The sequence below is a fragment of the Kushneria sinocarnis genome (assembly GCF_003633775.1).
Taxonomy (GTDB): Bacteria; Pseudomonadota; Gammaproteobacteria; order Pseudomonadales; family Halomonadaceae; genus Kushneria; species Kushneria sinocarnis.
In genome coordinates this window covers 253798-279059 of the sequence record NZ_RBIN01000005.1, presented here as the reverse complement: position 1 = coordinate 279059, position 25262 = coordinate 253798, and the positions used below count along the sequence as shown (strand labels likewise).

The window sequence follows — 25262 nt, the reverse complement described above, 5'->3', positions numbered from 1 at the left end:
CGCTCGGCTCCGGTGGTTCAGTGATGGGCGTTCGATGACGAGGTGGTTGCACCGTGCTGCACGGCAGCCGGATCAACGATCGGATTGCCCTTCAGCATACGCCGGATCGGCCGGATCAGCAGTGTCAGGATCAGCGCACAGATCAAAAGCGCCACCGCGCAGCGTCCGAACAGCTCGGGCAGCTGGCCCAGTTCATCGGCATTGACGTGCCCGCCGATCAGTCCGGCGACCAGATTGCCCAGTGCCGAGGCGGTGAACCACAGCCCCATCACCTGACCGCGCATCTGCCGCGGTGCCAGGGCGCTCATGGTCGACAGTCCCACCGGACTCAGACAGAGCTCGCCGAGGGTCAGCAGCAGCAGGCTGAGGGTGATCCAGCCGGCACTCACCGCGCCACCGCTGCTCAGTACCCGTTCGGCGGCCAGCATCATCAGGCCGAAGCCGCCGGCGGCCAGCAGCAGGCCGATCACGAACTTGGCGGGGCTGCCGGGCTCCCGGCCGCGTCGTCCCAGCGCCGGCCACAGCCAGCCGAACAGCGGGCCGAACAGGATGATGAACAGCGGATTGAAGGACTGGAACCAGACCGTGGGCATCTCCCAGCCGAACAGCGTGCGGTCGGTATAGTCGCGGGCGAACAGGTTATAGGAGGTGGGCTGTTGCTCGAACGAGGCCCAGAAGCAGGCGGCCGCCATGATCAGCACGAAACAGACCGCCACCCGGATGCGCTCCTCGCGATCCAGTCCGCTGAAGGCGAACAGATAGACGAAATAGCCCAGCGCACAGACGATGATCACGCTGGTCATGGCCTCGGCGATGGCGACCGGATCGAGACTGATTGCGCCCATGGCGACCAGTGCCACGAAGGCGGCCAGCGCAATCGCCAGCCCGCTGACCCAGTAGCCGACGCCGCGCCGGGCAACGGCGGGGGCGTCCCAGCTGGCAGCGCGGCCGCGCACTTCATCGGCGCGCCGGAGGCCGGGAATGGCCCACAGCCGGAAGATCAGCAGTGCCACCAGCATGCCCAGTCCGCCGATGCCGAAGCCCCAGTGCCAGCCGTACTGGCGCATCAGCAGGCCGGTGAACAGCGGCGCCAGCAGCGCCCCCAGGTTGATGCCCATGTAGAAGATGGCGAAGCCGCCGTCGCGGCGCGCATCGCCCTCGTCATAGAGGGTGCCGACCATCACCGACATGCAGGTCTTGAACAGCCCCGAGCCGAGCACGATGAACAGCAGCCCGATGAAGAACATCGTCGCCCCCCAGGCGGCGGAGAGGGCGATCGACAGATGGCCCAGCGAGATCAGGATCGAGCCGTACCACACCGCGCGGCGCTGGCCCAGCCAGTTGTCGGCCAGCCAGCCGCCGGGCAGGGCAGAGAGATAGATGGCGCCGGCATAGATGCCGACGATGGCCGAGGCGGTATCGCGCGCAAAGCCCAGCCCGCCATCGTGCAGGGTGGCGGCCATGAACAGCACCAGCAGCGGGCGAATGCCGTAGTAGGAGAAGCGCTCCCACATTTCGGTGAAAAACAGCGGCCCCAGTGCGCGGGGGTGCCCGAGAAAGCCCCGGTCCCGGGTGGAGTCGGGGGTGTCGGTGGGAGAGTGCATAAGCGTGTAGCCCTTGTGGTACCAGTCAGTCAGGGGGTGCCTGAAGCATCGGCTGCGTTGGCCTTGTGAGCCGTGGGCGCGCATGATGCCCGAGCCGAGTGACAACGCGCCAGCCTGCCGGAGGTCACGGGGTCGTCACCACCCGGACCATGGTCGCCTTGTGGCGGGCGTGGCACTCTGGTGGGCAGGGAGAACCTTGAGTGTACAGCCGATCGGGAGGCGCAACAGATGGCACGATCCCCCCTGCCGAGCGCGCTGGATGCGGTGCTCGAGCGCTTCACCTTCATGGTGCTCGACGGCGCGCTGGCGACCGAGCTCGAACGCATCGGTTTCGAACTCAATGACGCACTGTGGTCGGCCCGGCTGCTGCGCGAGGCGCCCGAGACCATTACCCGGGTGCACCGCGCCTGGTTCGAGGCCGGCGCGGACTGTGCCATTACCGCCAGCTATCAGGCCTCGCTGGAGGGCTTTCGCCGTCATGGGGTGAGCGAGCAGCAGGCGCTGCGATTGATCCGCCGCTCGGTCGCACTCGCCCGCCGGGCGCGCGATGACTTCCGGCGTGCGCACGCCGATGACTGCCGGCCCCGGCCGCTGGTGGCGGCCTCGGTGGGGCCCTATGGCGCCGCGCTGGCCGATGGCTCCGAGTATCGTGGCGACTACACCGATGATGAGCGGACCCTGCAGGCCTTTCACCGGCCGCGGCTGGCGGCACTCATGAGCGAACGCCCTGATCTGCTGGCGATCGAGACGCTGCCGTCGCTGGGCGAGGCGCGGGCGCTGAGTCGGCTGCTGCCGGAGTTTCCCGGCGCGCGCGCCTGGGTGAGCTTCACGACCCGGGATGCGAGGCATATCAGTGACGGCACGCCGATCCGCGACTGTGCCGCGCTGCTTGCCGAGTGTCCGCAGGTGGTGGCGATCGGCGTCAACTGCACCGCGCCGCACCATGTCGGCGAGCTCATCGGCGAAATCCGTGCGGTCAGCGATCGCCCGGTGATCGTCTACCCCAACGCCGGCGAGCACTATGATCCGCACCAGGGTGGCTGGCAGCCGCAGGCGACACCACCGGCCGGCACGTCGCCCTTTGGCGAGCTGGCCCGGCAGTGGCAGGCTGCCGGAGCCGCGATCATCGGTGGCTGCTGTCGCACCACGCCCGAGGATATCCGCGCCATCGCCGCGCAGCGCCGACGCCTCAGGTGAACGGCAGCAGCTGGGTCAGCACGTGGATGGCCAGGCCGATCAGGCCGCCTACCAGGGTGCCGTTGATGCGGATGTACTGCAGATCGTTGCCGACGTTCTTCTCGATCTGTTCGACGATCTCGGCGGTGTCGAGGCTGTCGAGATAGCGCTGGATATAGGCATCGATGCGCGGGCCGTTGCGCTCCACCAGCGCCGGCAGCACGGTTTCGGCCTGCTCGTTGAGCCAGCGCCGGGCGGCCTCGTCCCGGCGCAGCGAGCGGGTGTAGTGCACCAGGAAGTTCTCGAAGTGGCCGCGCATCTCGGAGTCCTCGCGGGCCAGATCGCGCTCGAGCCAGGCCACCATGTCCTCCCAGATCGCGCCCAGATAGCGGGTGAGGCGCTCGTTGTCGAGCAGCTCGTCGCGCAGTCCGTCAAGCTTGCGCGCCAGCCGCTGATCACTGCGGGTGCGCTCGATCAGGGCCTGGAACTGCTCATCGAGGTGGCGGCGCAGCGGGTGCTCGGGGTCGGCGCTGACCTCGCTGATGAGCCGGGCGCTCTGCTCGACGATGCGCTCGTTGACCACCCAGCCGGCCAGCCGGTGAAAGCTGACCTCGCGCCCCATGATGCGCGGGTTGAACAGCTTGAACACGGTATCGGTGATGAAGGTCTTGACCTGCTCCTGGTGCGCCTCGTCTTCCAGCCAGCGCGACAGCTTCGCCAGCGAATCATCGAGCAGCGCCTGATGGCGCCCCTCGGCCGCCAGCACCGACAGGCCGGCACCGAGCATGCGGGCGGTATCCAGCCGGCCCAGATGGTAGCGCAGGGTGTGGGTGAGGAAGTCGCGGGCGGCCTCCTGGCGCAGCGCCGACAGCGAGGCCACGGTAAAGCGGGCGACGCTGGCACTGACCAGGGCGCGGCGATCGGGGCGGTCGAGCCAGTCGATCAGCGCCCCGGCGAGATCGAAGCGGCGTACCGAGTCGCGCACATAGCGCTCGGAGAGGAAGTTCTCGCGAATGAATCCCGAGAGGCTGCGCCCGATGCGCTGGCGGTTGCGCGGGATGATGGCGGTGTGCGGAATCTTCAGCCCCAGCGGATGGCGAAACAGCGCAGTGACGGCAAACCAGTCGGCGATGCCGCCGATCATCGCCGCTTCGGCAAAGGCGGCCAGGTAGCTCATGCCCGGCCAGCGCCCTTCCAGCCAGAGGCTGGTGAGATACAGGATCAGCGCCGCCAGCAGGGAGAGCGTGGCGATCCTTCGACGATTCGGCATGGCGTCCTGCAAGGCAACCTCGATATTGATGGCGAAAGGTGGGTGAAGGCACTCGTCCCGAGGGGCGTCGTCACTCTCCGGCGCGGCATGGCAGCGGGAGAGGGCAGGAGGAGTGACGATATTGTGCCGATTGCGTCATGCAGCTTCCTCATGCATGGATGACAGTGTCTGGCTGATAGGCTGTGATGCTCATCGTTGTGTCGTACCCCGGGACCGCCACTTGCGTGGCCCCGGATCACAACAATAATCCATCGGGCCTGATGCCCGGGTCGTTACGCAGGAGTCCTCCGGTCATGAACCGTCAGCCGGCCATCGTGCTTGCCGCAGGCGCCCTTGTCGCCGTCATCCCCCTGCTGCTGTTCGGTTATTCCTGGAAGCAGTACGATTTCATCTTCCATTTCACTGCCTGGCAGGAGTATGGCCAGGCGATGGCAAATGGCAATCTTCTCCCGATCTGGAGTGATCTGGCCAACTTCGGGCTGGGCGAGCCCCGCTATCTCTTCTATCCGCCGCTCTCCATGATGCTCGGCGGGCTCCTGTCGTGGCTGCTGCCGCCTGCGCTGTTGCCGGGGGCGATGATCTGGCTGCTGACCTGGCTGTGTGCCCTGACCACCTGGCGACTGACGCCGGCCTCGCTGGATCATCGCCGGCGGCTGGTCGTGGCGCTGCTGCCGGCGCTCGGCTTCGGCATGCTCAACAGTGGACTGGTGCGCTATGCCATGGCGGAGATGATGGCGTGTGCGCTGATTCCGCTGCTGCTCTCCTGCTTCATCGGCATGCGCAGCGCGCCCGGCCCGCTCAGCGTGATCCGCTTTGCCGCGATTGCGGCGCTGATGTGGCTGACCAACATGCCGATGTCGATCGCCTCGGCCTATCTGCTGGGTGCGGTCGCGCTCTACTGCTGCCTCCGCGAGGGCTCACCGAAGCTGATGCTGCACTACCTGGTCGGCTATGCGCTGTCCGTGCTGGCAGTGGCCTGGTATCTGATCCCGGCAATGCTGGCCGAGTCGCATATCTCGCCCTCCGCGGTGGGTCCGGAAGGCTTTTCCAGCATGACGCTGCTGGATATCCCGTCGCTGATCGGACGCAACATGGTGGCGCTGGTGATCTCCGCCGTGGCGCTGGTCATCTTTCTGCTGGCACTGAGCCTGCGGCGGCGCCAGCTGGATCAGCGACTGGAAACGGTGGCCGTGGCCGGGGTCGTGGCCATTGCCCTGCAGCTGCCGGGCATGGTGTGGCTGTTCGACAAGCTGCCGATGACGGCCATGGTGGGCTTCTGGTTCCGCTTCTATTTCTTCGTCTCGCTGGCGCTGCCGGTGGTCGCCTTCTGCCTGTTCCGCAGCCGCTGGCTCTACGCCTTCATCGGGCTGGCCTACGCCGTCTTTTATGCCGGCGTGGGGCTTCTGATCCTGCAGCTGAGCCATCAGGAGGGCGCCGATACCGATCTCTATGCGCCCACGGCGGAAGTGCTGCAGCGTCACGCTGAGGGCTTCATCGGCTACCCCGAATACCTCAATTCGGCCACCGACGCCCGGGTCATCAGTCAGCCCTCGCAGCGTCCCGACTGGACCGTGACGGCGCCCGCGGGCTGCACCGGTGAGGTGATCGGGCAGCAGCGCGCCACGCTGCAGGTGGCAACGCACGGCGAGCAGGCCTGTACCCATACGCTGGCGCGCTACGCCTTCCCGTGGTGGCAGCTGCGCATCGACGGGCAGCCGGTGGCCCACGGTCATGATGAGCGCGGCCTGCTGACCGTCGAGGTCCCGCCCGGCGAGCACCGGCTGTCGGCCAGCGTCGAGCGGCCGCTGGGCGTCACCCTGCTGGGCTGGGGTATCAGCCTGGTGACCGTGCTGGGTGCCGGGGTGGTGCTCTGGCGAACCCGTCGGACACGTTAACAAGACGCCGACCCGGCAACTGCCTGCATGGCTGCCGGACTTCCTGCCCGTGACACCGGCAGGGGTCCGGCTGCTTCCCGCCTCGATCGATGCAGTAAAAGGGTCACTGATGCCGATCTTTCATGGCAGCAGCTTGGTGGTGCCATGGCTCTGGGAAATATGATCCAGCCATCGTCTGGTACCGGAAAATCACGCTCTGGTACGTTTTTGCCAGGCAAGCAATCAGGCAGAAAATTCGTTGGCCAGGCAGGTTGACTGATTTCTTGTGCTGTTGCGATTTTCATGAATAAAAGCGCCCTCATGCCGATATCATTGATTGCGAATTCGTTGCTGAAATGGTCGCGAACGCATTCCATGAATCGATAACAAAGAGGGCGAAATGTTCAGGGGACCATGGTTCGGTTTTGCCGGATTTGCACTGCTTGCCGTCATTCCCGTAGTGCTGTTCGGTTACCCATGGGAGCAGTACGATTTCATCTTCCATTTCTCCAGCTGGCAGGATTATGGGCAGGCATTAATGCAGGGTAATCTGCATCCTGCCTGGAGTGAGCAGGCCAATTATGGCCTGGGCTCACCGCGTCATGTCTTTTATCCACCGCTCTCGCTGCTGACGGGCGGGCTGCTGTCGCTGCTGCTGCCGGATCGCATGATCGGCGGGGGCATGATCTGGCTGTTCACCCTGCTGTGCAGCATTACCTGCTGGTATCTGGCACCTCGTCGTCTTGAACGCCGGGAACGTGCCCTGGTGGCGGTGCTGGCGGCCTTCGGTTTCGGCATGATCAATACCGGGCTGATTCGCTTTGCCATGGCGGATATGCTGGCCTGTGCCCTGTTCCCCCTGTTGCTGCTGCAACTGATCCGCATGCGCGAGCGCCGGGCAGGCAGCTTGCCGGGCATGGCGCTGGTAGCTGCCGGGATGTGGCTGGCCGATATTCCGCTGGCCATCGCCTCGGCCTATCTGATGGGCATGGTCACGCTCTACTGCTGTCTGCAGGATCGTTCTCCGCGGCTGCTCTGGCGTTATCTGCTCGCTTATGTGGCCTCGATTGCCCTGGTGGCCTGGTATCTGGTGCCGGCGATGGCAGCCAGATCCTGGATTTCGGAAGCGAATCTGGGTGTTTCCCATCGTTCGCTGCTCGAGGTGAATGATCTGGTCGGAAAAAGCTCGGCCGTACTGCTGATTTCACTGCTGGCACTGGGCGTCTGTCTGCTGGCACTTACCTGGTGGCGGCAGCGTCTGGATGAGCGCAGTGAGGTGCTGGCAGTACTGGGCGTTTCGGCGCTGCTGTTGCAGATGCCGGGCGTGCTGGAACTGTTTTATGCGCTGCCTCTGGCGGATCGGATAGGCTACTGGTTCCGGTTTTTCTTTTTCGTTTCGCTGGCCCTGCCGATGGTGGCTTTTGCCGTTTCAAGGGCGCGCCTTTTGCGTGGCCTGGTGATATTCGCCTACGGTCTTTTTTTCCTTTGTGCCCTCTATTTCATTGCCGGCCAGGGGCCCGCAAGCCAACCGGACAATCCGGATTACTATCAGCCCACCGCCCAGGTACTGAAACGTCATCAGCAGGGCTTTACCGGCTATCCCGAATACATCAACCCGGCGACTGATGCTCAGGTAGTTGCCCGGCCGGCCGAGCGACCCGACAGCACGATCAGCGCGTCCACAGGCTGCCAGGCGACGCTGCAGGGCTCGCAGTTGCAGTCGCTGACGGTTGCTACCCGGTCCGGTCATACATGCACCTATACCCTGGCGCGCTACGCCTTCCCCTGGTGGCAGATCAGGCTGGATGGGCAGGCGCTGTCGCATGGCCATGACGAGAGGGGGCTGCTGACCGTTACCGTGCCCGCGGGCGAGCATAAGCTGGCCATGCAATTTGAGCGTCCACTGCCGCTGGTGCTGTCGGGCTGGGCGATCACGCTGGCTACGCTGCTGATCATGAGCTGGCTGTCGTGGCGTCGGCGTGCGTGGCGGGGCCTTGGCAGTGTCTCGACGCAGTATGATCCGGCACCGGGCTCCACACGGGCCTGATCCCCTGCCGGGGTGATCGCGAGCCAGCCATGCCGGCAATTATCCGCACTGTCGCAAGGTCGGGCGTATCGCCGGGGTGGCGCCGAATGCGGTGCCGTCCCGGCCGACATGAAGCGGGCCTCTTCCGGACGTGTGATGCCGGCGCCTCCTGTCATGTTGCCGCCATGCTTTCGAATGACGCCCCGCCCGGTCTGCGCATGATGCTGATCATGCTCCTGCCGGTCCGAGCAGTCATTCGGAAAAGGCTCCGATTGCCGAGCGGGTAGTTTGCATTGTGCCGATCACGGCCTGCAGGCGAGGCGTGAGTGAATTCGGCCGTGATGCCTGTCATGTTGATTCAGATACGTTCGGCCGTATCCGAGCCGGGTGGCTGGCTGCAATGCAGATGCAGCAGGGCTGCCGTTCGGTGACGGCCGGTTTCAACCCGTTTGACAGCTGCAGGAAAAGGGGCAGCCAATGAATATCCGAAGGGATGCCATCATCCTGAGTCTGGCTGCCCTGGTGCCGCTTGGCATGTTCGTGCTGTTCGGCTACAACGGCAGCGACATCCGGTTCCACTACGCCTCCTGGATGGGGTATGCCGATGCCATCCGCCAGGGTGATCTGCTGCCGGGCTGGGACGGAGGGGCCAATCACGGGCTGGGCTCACCGAGATTCTACTTCTATCCGCCGCTGGCCCATCTGCTGGGCGGCCTGATCGGGGCCGTACTGCCGGTCAGTCTGATCGGCATCGTGTTTGCCTGGGGCTGCCTGCTGCTGTCGGGCTGCTCGATGCATGTGCTGAGCCGTATCTTCGTACCGCCCCGCCAGCGGCTGCTGGCTGCCCTGTTGTACATGGGCAGTTACTATGTGCTCTACATGATCTTCACCCGGTTTGCAGCCGGTTCCATGCTGCTCAACGGGCTGATGCCACTGACCCTCTACTGCTTCATCCGGCTGATGAGGGAAAGGGCGCCGGGGGCGCTCGCCGGTCTGGCAGGGCTGCTGGCGGCCGGCTGGGCGACGGATGTTCCCGTGTCGATTGCGTGTGCCTACCTGCTGGGCGTTACGGCCGTGGTGACAGCGCTGCGCCAGCGCGCTCCCGGAGCACTGGTATGGTACTGCCTGGCCCAGCTGATCGCGATTCTGCTGGTGTCGTGGTATCTGGTGCCGGCCTTTCTGGCATCAGGCTATATTGCCTCGACCGATTATCTCTATTACGGCTATACCCCCTTGCTGCTCTTCTCGCTCGAGTGGCTGTCGAACATCAGTGCCGATGATCTGATTCACCTGCTGCTGTTCGGCTGTACGGCGGGCGGGCTGATCGTCTGCGGCTACTTCGTGGTGCGCGAGCGCCGCCGGATCGCGGAGAGTGTGGCGTGGCAGATCATGATCACCACCGGGGCGATCTTCTTTCTGCTGCAGCTGCCCGGCACCCGCTTCATCTGGGAGTGGGTGCCGATGTTCCGGATCATCGGTTTCAATGCCAGGTTTCATGTGTTCCTGGCCGTGCTGCTCTGCCTGATGGCGACCGTACTGGCACAGGGGCGGTGGCGCTATCCGGTATATGGCTGCTGGGCGCTGCTGTTTCTGGTCATCGTTGCCGGTGCCGGCGTGCTCGGCTACAAGGCCGAGGCCCGCGGTGAGCACTACCTCGTACATCGCACGGCAGGCCTTGCAGAGCTGCATGACGATCATCCGGGGGTGCTCGAGTATCTGTCGCCGGCGGTGGTGGCACGATTTGACGATGGCACCGATTTCACGCCCATCTACGCGGGCGTCAGCAGACAGGCCCGGGAGCTGACGCAGCGGGCAACCGCCGTGCCTGCCGACTGCCGGGTGGCCATCAATAGCTGGGAGGCCGCGCGCAAGCAGCTGGTGGTCGATGCGCCGGACGCCTGCACGGTCACCCTGCGCCACTTCTACTTTCCGTACTGGACGCTGCAGGTGGATGGCCGGGCAGCCGAACCGGGGCGCAATCCGGCCGGGCTCATGACCTTCCGGGTCGATGCCGGTCATCACGAGGTGACCCTGGCGTTCCGCACCCCGGCCCGCAACCTGTGGATCGGGCTGAGCGGTATCGTGGCCGGCCTGTTGCTGCTGGGTGTCAGCCTGCGGGCGCTGCGTTCGCACCGGGCCACAAGGGCGCATCATGCCGCCCCTTGAGGATGAAACCATCCCGAGGCTTGCGTTTCACGATGAGCGCGGCAGAATCGAGGACCATTTCCACGCTTTCGCTTTCCGGAGATTTTCATGGCTGATGCTACCGCCATCGTGACGACCGAGTCCGGCAGTCGTCTGATCAACCGGCTCTGCAGGCACTGGTCACATCGCTTCGAGGTCGAGCATGACGACTCGCACGGCCACGTCGATTTCGGCGAGTCGCAGTGCTCGATGAGTGCCCATCCCGAACAGCTGGTGATTACCGTGCATGCCGGCGAGGAGGAGCTCGAAGGCATGCAGAACGTGGTCGCCGAGCATCTGCAACGCATGGCCGGCGAAGAGCGGCTGGAGGTCATCTGGCGCTGACAGTGGCACCGCATGATCGCGCAGCACTGGTAATCGCGCTCGGAATGCCCTATGTTAGCCTCCTCTTCGCACAGGGCGATGCGAGGCAGTGAACGTCGTTGCCGCAGCGCACGCGCCCGTCCTTCGAATCCCCCATGCAGTCCGTGACCGCTGGGCGCCGGCGAAGAGGCGCCGTTCGGCTTGCCGGCTGCTGCGAGAAGCTCACTGATGTCCTTTTCCGAACTCGGGCTGGCGCCCGAGCTGCTGCGTGCCGTCGAGGCCGCCGGCTACCATACTCCTTCCCCCATTCAGGCGAAGGCCATTCCGGCCTGTCTCGAGGGGCGCGATGTCCTCGCTGCCGCCCAGACCGGCACCGGCAAGACCGCCGGTTTCACCCTGCCGATCCTGCAGCGCCTCTCCCGCCAGCCGGTTGACGGCCGGCGCCCGGTGCGGGCGCTGATCCTCACGCCCACCCGCGAGCTGGCCGCCCAGGTGCATGACTCCGTCGAGAAATACGGCGCGGCCCTGTCGCCGCGGCTGGAGAGCGACGTGGTCTATGGCGGGGTCAAGATCAATCCGCAGATCAATCGCCTGCGCGAGGGCGTGGATATCCTCGTGGCCTGCCCGGGGCGGCTGCTGGATCTGGTCTCCCAGAAGGCCGTGCGGCTCGATCAGGTCGAGACGCTGGTGCTCGATGAAGCCGACCGCATGCTCGACATGGGCTTCATCCATGACATCCGCAAGATCCTGAAGCTGGTGCCGCAGCAGCGCCAGACCCTTTTGTTCTCGGCCACCTTCTCCAGCGAGATCCGCCAGCTGGCGGACAAGCTGCTGCATGAGCCGGTCAGCATCGATGTGGCACCGCGCAATACGGCGGCCGAAACGGTCGAGCAGTCGGTCTACAAGGTCGACAAGCCGTCGAAGACCGCGCTGCTGGTGCACCTGATCCGCCAGCAGCAGCTCGAGCAGGCGCTGGTGTTCACGGCCACCAAGCACATGGCCAACCGGGTGACGAAGAACCTGCAGAAGGCCGGCATCACCGCGGCGGCGATTCACGGCAACAAGAGCCAGAATGCCCGGACCTCGGCGCTCAACGGCTTCAAGTCGGGCGAGGTGCGCATCCTGGTGGCGACCGATGTCGCGGCCCGCGGTATCGATATCGCCCATCTGCCCCACGTCATCAACTTCGAGCTGCCGAATGTGCCGGCGGACTATGTCCACCGCATCGGTCGCACCGGCCGGGCCGGCGCCAGCGGCAGCGCGATGTCGCTGGTGGCGCCGGACGAGCGCGACCAGCTCAAGGGCATCGAGCGGCTGATCGGCAAGCCGGTTCCGGTGCACGAGAGCGAGGACTTCGACGCCCGCGCGGTACAGGAAGAGCTGACCAGCGCCGGCGGTCAGACCGAGGACCCGGGCCCGCCCGGTCAGCAGCGCAAAAACCGGCCGGGCGGTGGTCAGCGTCGGCAGCGCGCCGGCGACCAGGGCGGTCGTCAGCAGGGCAATCGCAGCCAGGGCAACAGCGAGCAGCCCCGGCGCGAGGGCGAGCGTCCGGCCCGGCGTCGCCGGCGTGGCGGACGTGGCCGCAGTGGCGGCGGCAACCACGCCTCCTCCGGCAACAGCTGACCCCCGATGGGGGATTCGGGCATGCAGCCAGCGCGACAAACGACTACGGTTAAGCTCAGTTCGTTGTCTACTGACCAATCCCCGCAGGCTGCATGCTGCTATCCGGAATCGAAACCATGTCGCGACGCTCCGCGCGTGCCGTGAGGCGTGGATTACGCTGGCTGCTCAGGGTGGCCGTGCGACCGATGAAGTCGGAACGCGCCCACGGCGGGCGCGTCATTCACTCCTACCGCGGCTATGGGTCGCGCACCGAAGTCTTTCTGATCGGTCGGGTCTTCCGTCAGCCCGGCCTCAACCTGCCCACCCGTCAGGATTCGCTGGCCAGTGACCTGGTCGATCTGGTACGGCGTACCATCCGCTGGGGCATTCATGATGTCGAGGTCGAAATCCGGGTGGATGAGACCCGGCGCGTGGTGACCACTGACCGTTACGGCTACTTTCATGCCAACATCCGCCTCGATGAGCCCCTGTCGCGCGACCGGATCTGGCACCGGGCCGACTTCCGGCTGCTGACCGGCACGGCCGATCCCGACAGCCGACGGGCCCGTGCGACCGCGGGGGCGACCGCCAGTGCCGACATCTATGTGCCGCCGCCCGATGTCGATCGGGTGGTGATCAGCGATATCGACGATACCGTGATGCATACCGGGGTCGCCAACAAGCTGACCATGTTCTATCGGCTGTTCTTCGAGAAGGCCGAGCGGCGCACGGCCTTTCCCGGCGTGGCGACCTTCTACCAGGGCCTGTTCGCGGGCGCCGACGGTCAGCGCCAGCGGCCGATGCTGTACGTCTCCCGGGGCCCCTGGAGCATCTATGAGGTGCTCGAGACCTTCTTTCAGATCAACCGCATCCCGGTCGGTCCGATCCTGTTCCTGCGCGAGTGGGGGCTGACCCTGCAGCATCCGCTGCCGCAGAAGGCCGAGGATCACAAGCAGACGCTGATCGAGAAGATGCTTGCCCTCTACGACGACATGCCGTTCGTGCTGATCGGTGACAGCGGCCAGCACGATCCGGAGGTCTATGCCCAGATCGCGCGCGATTATCCGGGGCGGATCAGCAACATCTACATCCGCGATGTCAGCCGGGACGGTCGGCGCAGTGATGCCATCCGCGAGCTGGCCGACGAGGTGGCCCGCTCCGACTGTACCCTGACCCTGGCCGAGGACAGCGCGACGCTGGCCGAGCACGCCCATCGGCATGGTCTGGTGTCGGCGGAGTGCGTCCGGCAGACCCGGGCCGACAGCGCGGAGCAGCGCCGGCGCCACCCGGAGGACTGACCCGAGGGCGCGGCCTCGGCGAGTGCCGGACCGGCATGGCGTACCGATGAAACACGGGTTTCATCGGTGCATGAACTGTTTCTTCCGTTTCATTCTGGTGCAACTCCCTGATCTGGCGACCGTGACGGCGTGGCCGCCGGGGCGGCGGGACGGTCCTCCGGCCCCGACGGGCCGTGCTGTGCAGCGGTCATGGCATGAATCGTGCTTGCCGGGCAGGCGGTGTCCAGCAGCCTTTCGCTGACCGAACGGTGCAGGCACCCTCCACCGCCAGTAAAAAAACGGGACAACAGGGAATTGCATGAAGGTTGCCACCTTTCAGCAGAGGGTTGCCGGTGCCGCACTGACCGGGCTTCTGATCACGACACTGACCGCTTCCGGGAGCGCCCGAGGCGCGCAGGACACGCCAGCGACCGAGACCACCGACAATGCGCCCAATGCCCCCACGGCGAAGAACGTGCAGGCCCGGCAGGCGGATGCCACCCGCGCCGATGCCGGACCAACGGCGAGTCACGGGCCGGGGGACATGTTCCGTTACGGCGAATTTCACGGCAGCCTGCGTACCCTCTATTACTCCACCCACAATGCGTACTTCGTGCCTGACAACAATCAGGACACCATCAGCTATGGCGGCAGCCTCGGCTTCGAAAGCGCCCGCTGGCAAGGCTTTCGCTTCGGGATCAGCGCCATCGTGCAGCGCGGTATCGATCATCCCGATGACGCCCATGCGGTGTCGGAGCTGGAACCCGACGAGACCAACATCGGCGAGGCCTACGTCAGCTGGCAGCACGGCGACTTCGGGCTGACGGCCGGCAACCAGCGCATGCAGCTGCCCTTTGCCAGTGACTACGACTGGCGTGTCACGCCGATGCTCTATCAGGGCTTCAATCTGCACTATGGCGATGACGAGGACTTTCTGCAGGCCGCGCGCATCTACCGCTACAAGTCCTGGGGCTCGGATACCTTCAGCCGCACCACCAACTATACCGACGTGGAGGAGGAGACCGACGGCATGTGGGCCGTGGGCGCCGGCCATGCCTGGTACGCCGATGGACAGAAGTGGAGCGGACAGCTGTGGCACGAGCGCTATGACGACTATGTCAGGATCAGCTATGCCGAAGGCCATGTGACGGCCACGCAAGGTGCGCTGCAGCCGCTGCTGGGCGTGCAGTACATTCGCGGCACCAGTGACGGCAGGGCGCTGGCCGGCGAGGTGGACAACCATACCTACGGGTTGCAGCTCGGCCTGCGCTACCACTCGCTCGAGGCCACGCTGAACATGGATCACATTGCCAGCAGCCCCGGGGACTACCTCAACGGTGCGCTGGTGACGCCCTATGCGCACAACTCATCCTCCGGCCCCTACTTTGCCCAGCCGTTCTTCACCAGCACCCAGGATCTCGGCGCGGGCAATGCCTACTCGCTGGATGTGACCGGCGCCGCCAGCGAGGCGCTGCTGGTCGGGGCGCGCTACTCCTTCATGGACCTGAAGGACGAGGCCGGGGCGGCCAGCCTCAATCAGTCCGAATACCTGCTGTTCGGGATTTACAGCTTCCAGGGCGCGCTGGAGGGCTTCAGCATCGCGGATTATGCCGGCGTGCAGACCTCGCCCGCGCGGGCGCGCGACTTCTGGCAGAATCGCGTGGCGCTGCAGTACGAGTTCTAGCGCCGGCGCAGGATCACGCTCAGGTTGTTGGCCGGCATGGTGATGACCTCATCGAGCCTCAGAGCGTGCTGTTCGGCCAGCGCCAGCACCTCGCTTTCCAGATCGCGGATGCCCCAGCGGGCATCGCGCGCCTGCAGGCTGCGATCGAAGGCGTCATTGCTCGGCGCGGTATGGGCGCCGTGGCGCCGGAAGGGCCCGTAGAGCACCAGCGGCCCGTGCTGCGGCAGGCGCTCGCCGGCCTCGGCGAACAGGGCCTGCGCGGCCGCCCAGGGGGCGATGTGAATCATGTTGATGCAGACCAGCGCATCGATCTCGCCCACCGCGGCCGGCCAGGGGCGCCGGGTGACATCCAGCTGCAGCGGTGCCAGCAGGCGGCCGGCCGGGTTGTCCACGGCATTCGGGTTATCCACACCCGGTTGTGACGCCTGGCACGCAGTCTCGCGCCAGGCGCGGATCGAGGCCAGCGCCTGCGGATCGGGATCGCTGGGCTGCCAGCTGAGCCCCGGCAGCTGCCGGCTGAAATAACAAGCGTGCTCGCCGCTGCCGCTGGCGATTTCCAGTACCCGCCCCGGCTGCGGCAGCACCCGGGCCAGCACCTCGCGCAGCGGCTCGCGATTGCGTGCCACCGCCGGACTGGAGAGACGCGCGTCGCTCATGATGGGCTCCCGATGATGAAACGCAGAGGGCTCATTCGCTCAGCAGCCGGTCCAGCCGCAGACGGGCGATGCGACTGATCTGGGTGAGGCTTTCGGCCAGCTCGGTATCGCTGTCGCGCGGCAGCCGTTCTTCGAGGGTGGCGAGGATCGTCTCCGGACTCATGCCGGCCACGGCGACCACGAACGGGAAGCCGTGACGCTGGCGATAGGCCTCATTGAGCGTGCGCAGCCGCTCGAGCGGCTCGCCGCCCTCGGTCAGCCCGGCGTTTCGCTGCTCATCCTGCGAGGGCGCGGTCAGCGATTCGAGCTGGCGACTGCCCAGCTCCGGATGGGCGCGCACCAGTGCCAGCTGCGCCTCGCGCGACGCCTCCCGAACCTGCTGCCGGGTCGCCTCGATCAGTGCCTCGCGGCTGGTGAAGGGGCGCAGATCGGCGACCGCTTCGACGATCCAGGGCGAGTGCTCGTAGAGACCGTTGAGCAGGGAGACGAAGTGCTCCCGCGGCAATCGATTGAGCGTGTCCAGCGTGGCCTGCATATCGGGGCTTCCCTTGTGCGATTGATCCTGCAAGGCTCACCGTAGGGGCAGCACTTGCCATTTCAGTGTAACGACAGGAGTGATGTATCCGCCATGACGACCCTGACCACCCATGTGCTGGATCAGCACGGCGGCCTGCCGGCGGCCGGCATGCACATTGATCTGTTTGCCCACGAGGCGACCACCCCCTGTGCCCACGGTGTCACCAACCGGGATGGCCGGCTCGATGCGCCGCTGCTAGAGGCGGGCGAGGGCGGACACTACACCCTGCGCTTTCACGTGCGCGACTACTTCCTCGCCCGCGGCGTCGATTCGCCGTTCCTCGATCGGGTGCCGGTGACGGTCACGCTGGCGTACGGGCAGCGCTATCATGTGCCGCTGCTGATCACGCCGTGGGCGTACAGCGTGTATCGCGGCAGCTGATCGGCAGGCAAGGGCGCCCGGGCCCTGAGAGGGAGGCCCGGCGCGCGTTGACGCCATGCCAGCTTCGTTCGGTTTTTCCCTTCTGCCCGGCCCGGCCTTCGCTCGTCGACTTCCACGAGCGGTATGGCGCCCGGTGTTCGATGATCGCGACTTCAGTCGCGATCAGTATTTCAGTTGCGAAATGCCATATGGTTCACGCCCGCTCATGTGCCAGCCGGCCCAGCACCCAGGTGGCGGCGATGGTGCGATCATCCCCCAGCATCATCAGGTTGAAGAGCTTCTCGCCCAGCGTCGGCTGATGGGCCTGCTTGCGCGCCATGAGCGGCGTCGAGGCAGGATCGAGCACCACCAGATCGGCCTCCATGCCGGGGGCCAGACGGCCGATGCGGTCCTCCAGTCCCAGCATGCGGGCGTTGCCGCGGGTAAGCGCATCGAACGCCTGCCAGGGCGTTAGCGTGTCCCCCTTGAGCTGACAGACCTTGTAGGCGTCCGAGAGCGTTGTCAGCTGCGACAGCGCGGGGCCGGCGCCGATGTCGGTGGCCAGCCCCACCGGGATGCCGGCCGCCTGCGCGGCGCGGCGGTCGAACAGGCCGCTGCCGAGAAAGGTATTGGAGCCGGGGCAGAAGGCGATCGCGCCGCCGCCGTCGCGCAGCCGGGCGCGCATGTCGTCATCGATGTGAATGGCGTGGGCGAACACGCTGCGCGGCCCCAGCAGCCCGGCGCGCTGATAGACGTCGAGATAGTCGCTCGCTTCGGGATAGAGTTCGGCGACCCAGTCGATTTCGGCGCGGTTCTCGCACAGGTGGGTCTGCATCACCATGCCCGGGTCCTCCTGCCACAGCCGGCCGGCGGCGGCGAGCTGCTCCGGCGTCGAGGTCGGTGCAAAGCGCGGCGTCACGGCGTACTCCAGCCGGCCGCGCCCGTGCCACTGCTGCATCAGCGCGCGGCTGTCGCGCACGCTGCTTTCGACCGTGTCGCACAGCGCCTGCGGGGCGTTGCGGTCCATCATCACCTTGCCGGCAATCAGCCGCATGCGTTCGCGCTCGGCGCGCTCGAACAGCGCATTGACCGAGTTCGGATGGCTGGTACAGAAGGCCAGGGCGGTGGTGGTGCCGTGGGCCAGCAGCTGGCGGATGAAACCGTCCGCCAGGGCCTCGGCGTAGTCGCGGTCGTTGAGCCGGATCTCCTCCGGGAAGGTGTAGGTGTTGAGCCAGTCGATCAGCTGCCGCCCGTGCGAGGCGATGATGTCGAGCTGACTGAAGTGCAGGTGCGGGTCGATGAATCCCGGCATGATCAGCTGATCCGGATAGTGCGCCACGGCCACGTCATCGGTGAGCCGCGGGGCCAGTGCCGCGTGGTGATCGACGGCCTCGATCACGCCGTCGCGGATCAGCACCACGCCGTCGGGATAGTGCGCGATGGCCCCGGCACGGGGCGTCTCACCGTCGCCGGGGTCGCGGTTGAAGCCGAGCAGTTCGCCGCGCAGGGCCTGCCACTGGGTCATGTCGATTCCTGTTGTGCGTGGTTGAAAGCGGTGGTCGCGGTGTTCAGTCGCGCCAGCGCGTGACGGTCGAGCCCGCGCAGGGTCGGCGGCTCCGCGGCCCCGGCCAGCGTCAGTAGCTCGGCGGCCGTGGCGATCGCGATCGCCTGCGGACGCTTGTCGCCGCCGCTGTTGCCGAGCGGGCAGCGCAGCGCCGCGATGGCCTGCGGATCGAGCCCGCGCTCGCGCAGTCGGCGTTCGAAGCGGGCCCGTTTGCTGGCCGAGCCGATCAGCCCCAGCGAGGCCTGGTCCCCCGGGCGATCAGCGCCGCCAGCAGCTGCTCGTCGAGGGCGTGATCGTGGGTCATCACCAGGCAGTGGCAGCCGGGCGCCAGCCGGTTCAGCTGCGCCTCGGCGGTGACGCCGAAATGACAGCAGGTGGTCGCGGCCGTGTCGATGGTGCCCAGCGTCTCGGGCGCGCGCGTATCGAACCAGTCGACGCGCCAGCCGAGTCCGCCGAGCAGCGGCTCCAGCGCCCGGGCGACGTGGCCGGCGCCGAACAGCGCCACCCGCATCCCGGGGGCCGGATAGAGGGTGATCAGCACCTCGACGTGGCCGCCACAGCACTGCCCCGAGCGGGCGCCCAGCGAGAAGCTCTCCAGCCGGCAGCCCGCCTCACCGCGTGCCAGCGCCGCCCGGGCGGTGTCGATGACCTGCTGTTCGAAGCGGCCGCCACCGAGGGTATCGAAGGCGTCGTTTGCGGTCACCACCAGCTGGCTGCCGGGCTCGCGCGGGGTCGAGCCGGCACTGGTGACGATCTGGGCGCAGGCGTGGGCGATGCCGCGGCGCTGGCAGTCGGCCAGCGCTTCGAACCAGCGTGGTGCAGTCATGTTCGGCTCACTTCGCCAGCGGCGCATCGGCGGTGGTCCCATCGGGTTCGGGGGCGGTGGACGGTTCGGCCTCGTGCAGTGCCCGGCAGGCGGTGAGCACCCGCTCCGGCGTGGCCGGGGTATCCAGCCGCGGGCTGATGCGGTAGTCAGCCAGGCTGGCGATGGCATCGCGCAGTGCCGACCAGACCGAGATGGCCAGCATCAGCGGCGGCTCGCCCACTGCCTTGGAGCGATAGAGGGTCGCCTGCGAGTTGGGATGACCTTCCAGCAGCTGCACCCGGAAGTCGCGGGGCACGTCGCCGCAGGTGGGAATCTTGTAGGTCGCCGGCCCCGTGGTCAGCAGATGGCCCGCCTCGTCCCACTTCAGCTCTTCCGAGGTCAGCCAGCCCATGCCCTGCACGAAGCCGCCCTCGACCTGACCGCGGTCGATCGCCGGGTTGAGCGAGTCGCCCACGTCGTGAAGGATGTCCACCCGCGCCACCCGGTACTCGCCGGTCAGCGTATCGACATGCACTTCGCTGACCGCCGCGCCCCAGGCGTAATAGTAGAAGGGCCGGCCGCGCCCGGTGGTGCGATCGTAGTGAATCTCCGGCGTGGCGTAGAAGCCGGTGGCGGAGAGCGGCACCCGCGCCATGTAGGCCTGCTGGATCAGCTCGTGCCAGCCGATGCGCCGCTCACCGGCGATCAGCGCCTCGTCGGCGAGCGAGAGCGACTCGCCCGGCACTCCGAGCCAGCCGGCGGCGAATTCGCAGAGCCGCTCGCGCAGGGTGATCGCGGCCTCGCGTGCGGCCATGCCGTTGAGATCGGCGCCCGAGGAGGCGGCGGTCGGCGAGGTGTTGGGCACCTTGTCGGTGCGGGTGGCGCTGATGCGTACCCGCTCGAGGGGCAGTCCCAGTTCGCGCGCCACTACCTGGCACACCTTGGTGTGCAGCCCCTGGCCCATTTCGGTGCCGCCATGATTGATCAGCACGCTGCCGTCGGTATAGATCGCCAGCAGCGCGCCGGCCTGGTTGAGGTGCTGCGCGGTAAAGGAGATGCCGAACTTGACTGGCGTCAGCGCCAGGCCCTTGCGGATCACCGGGCTGGTGGCGTTGAAGGCCGTGATCGCATGACGTCGGGCGCGATAATCGCTGGAGGCTTCCAGCGTCTCGATCAGCTCACCGATCAGCGGCTGGTCGACGGTCTGGCCGTAATGGGTCTCGCAGCGCTCGTGATCGTAGAGATTGCGCTTGCGCACATCGAGCGGATCGAGGCCGAGATGGCGGGCGATGTCGTCCATTGCCGCCTCGATCGGCATCATCCCCTGGGGGCCGCCGAAGCCGCGAAAGGCGGTGTTGGAGACGGTATGGGTCATCGCCCGATGACCGGTGACCCGGGCATCGCCGAGATAATAGGCGTTGTCGGCATGAAACATGGCGCGATCGACCACGCCCTCGGAGAGATCCGGCGAATGGCCGCAGTTGCCGATCAGCTCGATATCGGCGCCGGTCAGCCGGCCGCTGTCGTCGAACCCGACCCGGTAGCGGTTGTGAAAGCCGTGGCGCTTGCCGGTGGCCTGCATGTCGTCCGCCCGTGGCAGGCGAAAGCGGACCGCCCGGCCGCTGCGCTGCGCGGCCAGCGCGGCCAGCGCGCCCAGGGCGGCGGCCTGGCTCTCCTTGCCCCCGAAGCCGCCGCCCATCCGGCGCACCTCGGCGACGATGGTATTGAGCGACACCCCCAGCACCTCGGCGACCAGCTTCTGCACCTCGCTGGGGTGCTGACTGGAGGTCAGGATCCTCAGGCCGTCGTCATCGAGTGCCTCGGCCTGGGCAATCTGCCCCTCGAGATAGAAGTGCTCCTGACCGCCGATGACCTGCTCGCCGGCGAGCACATGCGGTGCATGGGCCAGTGCTGCCGGAGCGTTGCCGCTGGTCTGGGTGTCGCTGGCCATCGTCGCCCCGCGATCCAGTGCCGGGGCAGGCAGCGGCCGTTCGTGGACGTGTTCGGGCAGCACGGTCAGCCCGGCGGCAATCGAGGCCACCGGATCGAGGGCGGCGTCCAGCGGGGCATAATCGATCGCGGCATGGGGCACGGCGCGGCGGGCGTTGTCGAGGGTATCGGCCAGCACCGCAAACACCATCTGGCCGGCGTAGCGCACCTTGCCCTCGGCCAGCAGCGGATCGCCGGGATAGACCGCGCCGACCTCGTTGACTCCGGGGATATCGGCCGCGGTGATGACATCCACCACCCCGGGTTGGCGGCGCACCTCATCAAGATCGAGCCGGGTGATGCGGGCGTGGGCATGCGGTGAGAGCCCCACGGCCAGCTGCAGCATGTCGGCGGGCCCCGGCAGATCATCGATATAGGCCGCACGACCGGTGACATGGCCGACGGCGCTGTCGTGCGGCGCCGCATGCCCCGGCGCTACCGTCGATGCCGAGGTGCCGGGTTGAATCAGCTTGCGCATGGTCAGACCTCCTCCAGCGTCATCGGGATGGCGGCGGGATGCGTGTTGAGCTGATGAAAGGCGCGCGTCAGCAGGCCGGCGGCGGCGTTCAGCCGATACTCGCGGCTGGCACGGACGTCGTCGATCGGGGCGAAGTCCTCCGCCAGCGCGGCCCGGGCCCGGGCCAGGGTCGAGGCCTCGAATACGCGGCCCTCGAGCTGGCGCTCCACCCGGCGGGCGCGCTGTGGCGTGGCCGCCATGCCGCCACAGGCCACCCGCACGTTCACGAGCCGACCGCGGTCATCCACGGTGGTACGCAGGGCCAGCATGACGGCCGAAATGTCATCCTCGCGGCGCTTGCTGAGCTTCCAGGCCAGCAGCCGCTGGCCCGCCTGCAGCCGCGGCAGCTGCACGGCCTCGAGATATTCGCCGGGGGCCAGCGCCGTCCGGCGATAGCCGGTAAAGAAGTCGTCGATGGCCAGTTCGCGCGCACCGTGAATCCCGTTGAGGCGCAGCCGGGCGCCGAGGGCCAGCAGGACCGGCGGGGTATCGCCGATCGGCGAGGCGTTGGCGAGATTGCCGGAGAGCGTGGCGCGATTGCGAATCTGGCGCGAGCCGAGGCGTTCGAGCAGCTGCAGGAAGGCCGGATGGGTGTCGGCCAGCAGGGGCTCGAGCCGGCTGTAGGTGACGCCGGCGCCGATCCACCAGCCGGCCTCATCCTCGTCGATGTGCTGCAATTCGGGAATGGCGGAGAGATCGATCAGCGGCGCGAGCGGCTCCAGGGCCAGGGTATGCGCCAGCATCAGATCGGTGCCCCCGGCGATCAGCCGCGCCTGCGGATGCTGGCGCAGGCGCTCGATCAGATCGGCACGGGTGGCCGGGCGATGAAACCCCGCGCTGTCGGCTGCGGTCTCGGGCGCCGGGTCGCCCGATGCCTCCTCCGGTGCGAGCTGGGCCGCCGGCAGGGTGTGCATCCTCTTCGCCGCGTCGCGGATCGGCCGATAGCCGGTGCAGCGACACAGGTTGCCGCCCAGCGCGGCCTCGATGGCGTCGTCATCGGGCGGCCCGGCGAGCCCCCGGCGGCGGCGTTCGTGATCGAGACAGAACAGCGACATCACGATGCCCGGGGTGCAGAAGCCGCACTGGCTGGCGTGCTGATCGACCATCGCCTGCTGCACCGGGTGGAGCCCGTCGCCGTGCGCCAGCCCTTCGACCGTGACCACGGCCTGCCCCTGGAGCTGATGGACCGGCGTGATGCAGGCGTTGGCGCTGTGATAGTGCCGGCCACCACGGTCATTGCGGGTGCCGATGGCAATGGTGCAGGCGCCGCAGTCGCCGGAGGCGCAGCCCTCCTTGGTGCCGCAGGCCCCGGCACGACCGCGCAGCAGTGCCAGTGCCGTGGTCTCCGGCGCGACGGCATCGAAGCTGCAAGGCCGCCCGTTGAGGGTAAATGTGAGCATGACTCGACCTCCTGATGATTCGCTGCCCCTGATCATGCAATTTCCTGACCAATTGTTCAGGAAATGCCGGAGCCCGGCGATTCGACCCTGGTCGCGGATTGCGTCAGTATCGCGAGAGTGCGCATGCTGCGCTGCGTCGAGGGTTGTTCGTCTTGCCAATGGAAAACGCATGAGTGATATCATCGGAGAACCAGGCAGGGCCGATGCGGTCACACCGGCAGAGGGGGCGGCCGGCGCCATTCGGGCGCGCAACGAGGCGCACATTCTGACCGCCGCCGAGGGCGTGTTTGCCGCGCACGGCTATCGCGGCGGCAGCCTGCAGGCGATCGCCGATGCCGCCGAACTGCCCCGTTCCAACCTGCTCTACTACTTCGGCAGCAAGCGCGGGCTCTACGTGGCACTGCTGGAGCGCACCATGGCGCGCTGGAATGCCCTGCTCGACGAGATCACGGTCGAGGATGACCCCGCTACCGTGCTGACGCGCTTCATTCACGCCAAGCTGGCGCTGGTGCGCCGTCATCCGCAGGCTTCCCGGCTGTTTGCCAGCGAGATCCTGCAGGGCGCGCCGCTGCTGCAGGCGTATCTGCGCGGCCCGCTGCGCGAGTGGGTGGATACCCGCGCGGCCATTTTCGAGCGCTGGAGGAGCGAAGGGCGGCTGGATGTGCGGGTCGAGCCGCGGGCGCTGATCTTTCTGATCTGGTCGGCGACCCAGCACTACGCCGATTATGAAGCCCAGGTGCTGGCGCTGACCGGCCGTGAACAGCTGAGCGATGCCGATGATCGCCGCATCGCCGATTTCCTCTGCCACATGATTCTCAGCGGCTGCGGTCTGCAGACGCCCGGCACCTGATAATGCACTCGGGAAGTGCAGAAGCGAGCGCTGCTGCACCACGACAAGGCTGATGCAGGGCCCGCGAATGGACGCCGCCCGGCGGCAATGGCATGGTTGCCGATCCTCGCAAGCGCGGGGCCAGGGATGCAGCGGCCGAGAGGATGACGTGAACGTGAATGCAGCAATGACCGCCGGGGCGGAGCAGCGCCTGTCGACAGCCCGCCAGGCGCGCCGTGCGGCGCTGGGCAGTTTCATCGGGGCAGTGGTGGACTGGTATGATTTCCTGCTCTACGGCATCGTGGCCGCGCTGATCTTCCACACGCAGTTCTTTCCCAATGTCAGCCCGGCAGCCGGCACCCTGGCGTCGCTGGCCACCTTCGGCGTGGGCTTTCTGTTCCGGCCACTGGGGGGCGTGGTATTCGGTCACTTCGGTGACCGGCTCGGGCGCAAGCGGATGCTGCTGCTCACCGTGATGATGATGGGCGTGGCCACGGCACTGATCGGACTGTTGCCAACCTATGCCTCGATCGGGCTGTGGGCACCCGTGGCGCTGGTGGTGCTCAGGGCCATTCAGGGCTTTGCCGTGGGCGGCGAGTGGGGCGGTGCCGCGCTGATGGCGGTGGAGAGCGCGCCCGAGGGGTGGCGGGCCTTCTACAGCAGCGGTGTGCAGGTGGGCTATGGCGTGGGCCTGATTCTGGCCACGGGCAGTGTCTCGCTGCTCAGTCACCTGCTCAGCGAGACCGCCTTCGAAAGCTGGGGCTGGCGGCTGCCGTTTCTGTTCAGCTTGGTGCTGGTCGGCCTGGCGCTGCTGATCCGTACCCGGCTCGAGGAGTCACCGGAGTTCGTCGAGGCCGCCCGGCAGCGCGAGAAACCGGCCCGACCGCCGGTGTTCGAGGCGCTGCGCTGCCATCCCCAGGCCTTTGTGGTGATCATCGCCATGCGGCTGGCGGAACTGTTCACCATGTATATCGTCACCACCTTTGCGCTGAGCTACTCGACGGTCAATCTCGGCCTGTCGCGGGAGCTCTTTCTCAACATCGGCCTGCTGGTGGGCGCGATCAGCTGTGTGACGATTCCCTGCTTTGCATGGCTGGCGGATCGCTTCGGACGGCGCCGGGTCTATCTCACCGGCGCCTGCATCGGCGTGCTGGCGGCGTTCCCCTTCTTTCTCGCGCTGGAGGCGCGCTCGGTGGTGTGGATCGTGCTGTTTGCGGTCGTTCTCGCCAACCTGGCGCACGACATGGTGGTCTGCGTGCAGCAGCCGATCTTCGCCGAGCTGTTCGGCACCGCCTACCGCTACAGCGGCGCCGGCGTGGGCTATCAGGTGGCCAGCGTGGTCGGCGGCGGCTTCACGCCCTTCATTGCGGCGGCGCTGGTCGACCTGGCCGGCGGCAGCTGGGTGCCGGTCGCGGTCTATCTGGCGGTGGGCTGCGCGCTGTCGGTGCTGGGTGCGGTGTGGATGAACCGGCGCAGTGAAACGCGGGCGTAGGAACGCCCTTGTCCGTGAGCGTGCTGCCGGTTATCGCGACTGAAGTCGCTCC

The 25262-nt window shown here is 66.9% G+C and carries 20 protein-coding genes; 11 read left to right on the top strand and 9 right to left on the bottom strand.

Annotation, left to right across the window (positions count from 1 at the left end; all coding sequences use genetic code 11):
* Positions 1-17: 17 nt before the first annotated feature.
* Positions 18-1604: a peptide MFS transporter gene (locus tag C7446_RS09950; protein WP_121172953.1), complete on the bottom strand. Its 1587-nt coding sequence runs from the start codon at positions 1602-1604 to the stop codon at positions 18-20.
* A gap of 228 nt (positions 1605-1832) precedes the next feature.
* Here C7446_RS09950 and mmuM point away from each other — a divergent pair, with 228 nt between their 5' ends.
* Positions 1833-2801 (top strand): homocysteine S-methyltransferase, encoded by a 969-nt coding sequence (mmuM, locus tag C7446_RS09945; protein WP_121172952.1) that lies wholly within the window; start codon positions 1833-1835, stop codon positions 2799-2801.
* On the opposite strand, the gene C7446_RS09940 is transcribed toward mmuM, so the two are convergent.
* Entirely contained in the window at positions 2794-4050 is a 1257-nt protein-coding gene (locus C7446_RS09940) for a DUF445 domain-containing protein (RefSeq protein ID WP_121172951.1), read from the bottom strand. The genes mmuM and C7446_RS09940 overlap by 8 nt on opposite strands.
* A 293-nt stretch (positions 4051-4343) precedes the next feature.
* On the opposite strand from C7446_RS09940, the gene C7446_RS09935 reads away from it, so the two are divergent.
* From C7446_RS09935 to C7446_RS09905, 7 genes are all read left to right on the top strand, one after another.
* Positions 4344-5945 (top strand): hypothetical protein, encoded by a 1602-nt coding sequence (locus C7446_RS09935; RefSeq protein WP_121172950.1) that lies wholly within the window; start codon positions 4344-4346, stop codon positions 5943-5945.
* Between the two features lie 379 nt (positions 5946-6324).
* Positions 6325-7971: a 6-pyruvoyl-tetrahydropterin synthase-related protein gene (locus C7446_RS09930; protein ID WP_121172949.1), complete on the top strand. Its 1647-nt coding sequence runs from the start codon at positions 6325-6327 to the stop codon at positions 7969-7971.
* Positions 7972-8427: 456 nt separating this feature from the next.
* Positions 8428-10116 (top strand): hypothetical protein, encoded by a 1689-nt coding sequence (locus tag C7446_RS09925; RefSeq protein WP_121172948.1) that lies wholly within the window; start codon positions 8428-8430, stop codon positions 10114-10116.
* Positions 10117-10203: 87 nt separating this feature from the next.
* Positions 10204-10479 (top strand): DUF2218 domain-containing protein, encoded by a 276-nt coding sequence (locus tag C7446_RS09920; protein ID WP_121172947.1) that lies wholly within the window; start codon positions 10204-10206, stop codon positions 10477-10479.
* A gap of 207 nt (positions 10480-10686) precedes the next feature.
* Positions 10687-12081: a DEAD/DEAH box helicase gene (locus C7446_RS09915; RefSeq protein ID WP_121172946.1), complete on the top strand. Its 1395-nt coding sequence runs from the start codon at positions 10687-10689 to the stop codon at positions 12079-12081.
* A gap of 116 nt (positions 12082-12197) precedes the next feature.
* Positions 12198-13358, top strand: a complete 1161-nt coding sequence (locus C7446_RS09910) for an App1 family protein phosphatidate phosphatase (RefSeq protein ID WP_121172945.1) — start codon at positions 12198-12200, stop codon at positions 13356-13358.
* A 298-nt stretch (positions 13359-13656) separates the two neighbouring features.
* Positions 13657-15021 (top strand): OprD family outer membrane porin, encoded by a 1365-nt coding sequence (locus tag C7446_RS09905; protein WP_121172944.1) that lies wholly within the window; start codon positions 13657-13659, stop codon positions 15019-15021.
* On the opposite strand, the gene C7446_RS09900 is transcribed toward C7446_RS09905, so the two are convergent.
* Positions 15018-15677 (bottom strand): DUF938 domain-containing protein, encoded by a 660-nt coding sequence (locus C7446_RS09900; protein ID WP_121172943.1) that lies wholly within the window; start codon positions 15675-15677, stop codon positions 15018-15020. The genes C7446_RS09905 and C7446_RS09900 overlap by 4 nt on opposite strands.
* Before the next feature lie 31 nt (positions 15678-15708).
* Positions 15709-16212, bottom strand: a complete 504-nt coding sequence (gene uraD, locus C7446_RS09895) for a 2-oxo-4-hydroxy-4-carboxy-5-ureidoimidazoline decarboxylase (protein WP_121172942.1) — start codon at positions 16210-16212, stop codon at positions 15709-15711.
* Positions 16213-16305: 93 nt separating this feature from the next.
* Here uraD and uraH point away from each other — a divergent pair, with 93 nt between their 5' ends.
* Complete coding sequence (uraH, locus tag C7446_RS09890) at positions 16306-16635, top strand: hydroxyisourate hydrolase (RefSeq protein ID WP_121172941.1); 330 nt, start codon at positions 16306-16308, stop codon at positions 16633-16635.
* A 193-nt stretch (positions 16636-16828) separates the two neighbouring features.
* On the opposite strand, the gene guaD is transcribed toward uraH, so the two are convergent.
* From guaD to xdhA, 5 genes are read right to left on the bottom strand one after another with little or no spacing between them, the layout of a single operon-like run.
* Entirely contained in the window at positions 16829-18139 is a 1311-nt protein-coding gene (gene guaD / locus C7446_RS09885; RefSeq protein WP_121172940.1) for a guanine deaminase, read from the bottom strand.
* Entirely contained in the window at positions 18136-18366 is a 231-nt protein-coding gene (locus C7446_RS16775) for a hypothetical protein (protein WP_281272349.1), read from the bottom strand. The genes guaD and C7446_RS16775 overlap by 4 nt, the downstream gene beginning before the upstream one ends.
* Before the next feature lie 38 nt (positions 18367-18404).
* Positions 18405-19004: an XdhC family protein gene (locus C7446_RS09880; protein WP_281272347.1), complete on the bottom strand. Its 600-nt coding sequence runs from the start codon at positions 19002-19004 to the stop codon at positions 18405-18407.
* 7 nt (positions 19005-19011) lie between these two features.
* Entirely contained in the window at positions 19012-21450 is a 2439-nt protein-coding gene (gene xdhB, locus C7446_RS09875; protein WP_121172939.1) for a xanthine dehydrogenase molybdopterin binding subunit, read from the bottom strand.
* Positions 21451-21452: 2 nt separating this feature from the next.
* Complete coding sequence (gene xdhA, locus C7446_RS09870; protein ID WP_121172938.1) at positions 21453-22889, bottom strand: xanthine dehydrogenase small subunit; 1437 nt, start codon at positions 22887-22889, stop codon at positions 21453-21455.
* Positions 22890-23058: 169 nt separating this feature from the next.
* Here xdhA and C7446_RS09865 point away from each other — a divergent pair, with 169 nt between their 5' ends.
* Together C7446_RS09865 and shiA are read left to right on the top strand one after the other, a co-directional pair.
* A complete protein-coding gene (locus C7446_RS09865) occupies positions 23059-23739 on the top strand; it encodes a TetR/AcrR family transcriptional regulator (RefSeq protein WP_121172937.1) in 681 nt (226 codons plus the stop codon).
* Between the two features lie 154 nt (positions 23740-23893).
* Complete coding sequence (gene shiA / locus C7446_RS09860) at positions 23894-25210, top strand: shikimate transporter (RefSeq protein ID WP_211327932.1); 1317 nt, start codon at positions 23894-23896, stop codon at positions 25208-25210.
* The last annotated feature ends 52 nt before the right edge of the window (positions 25211-25262 follow it).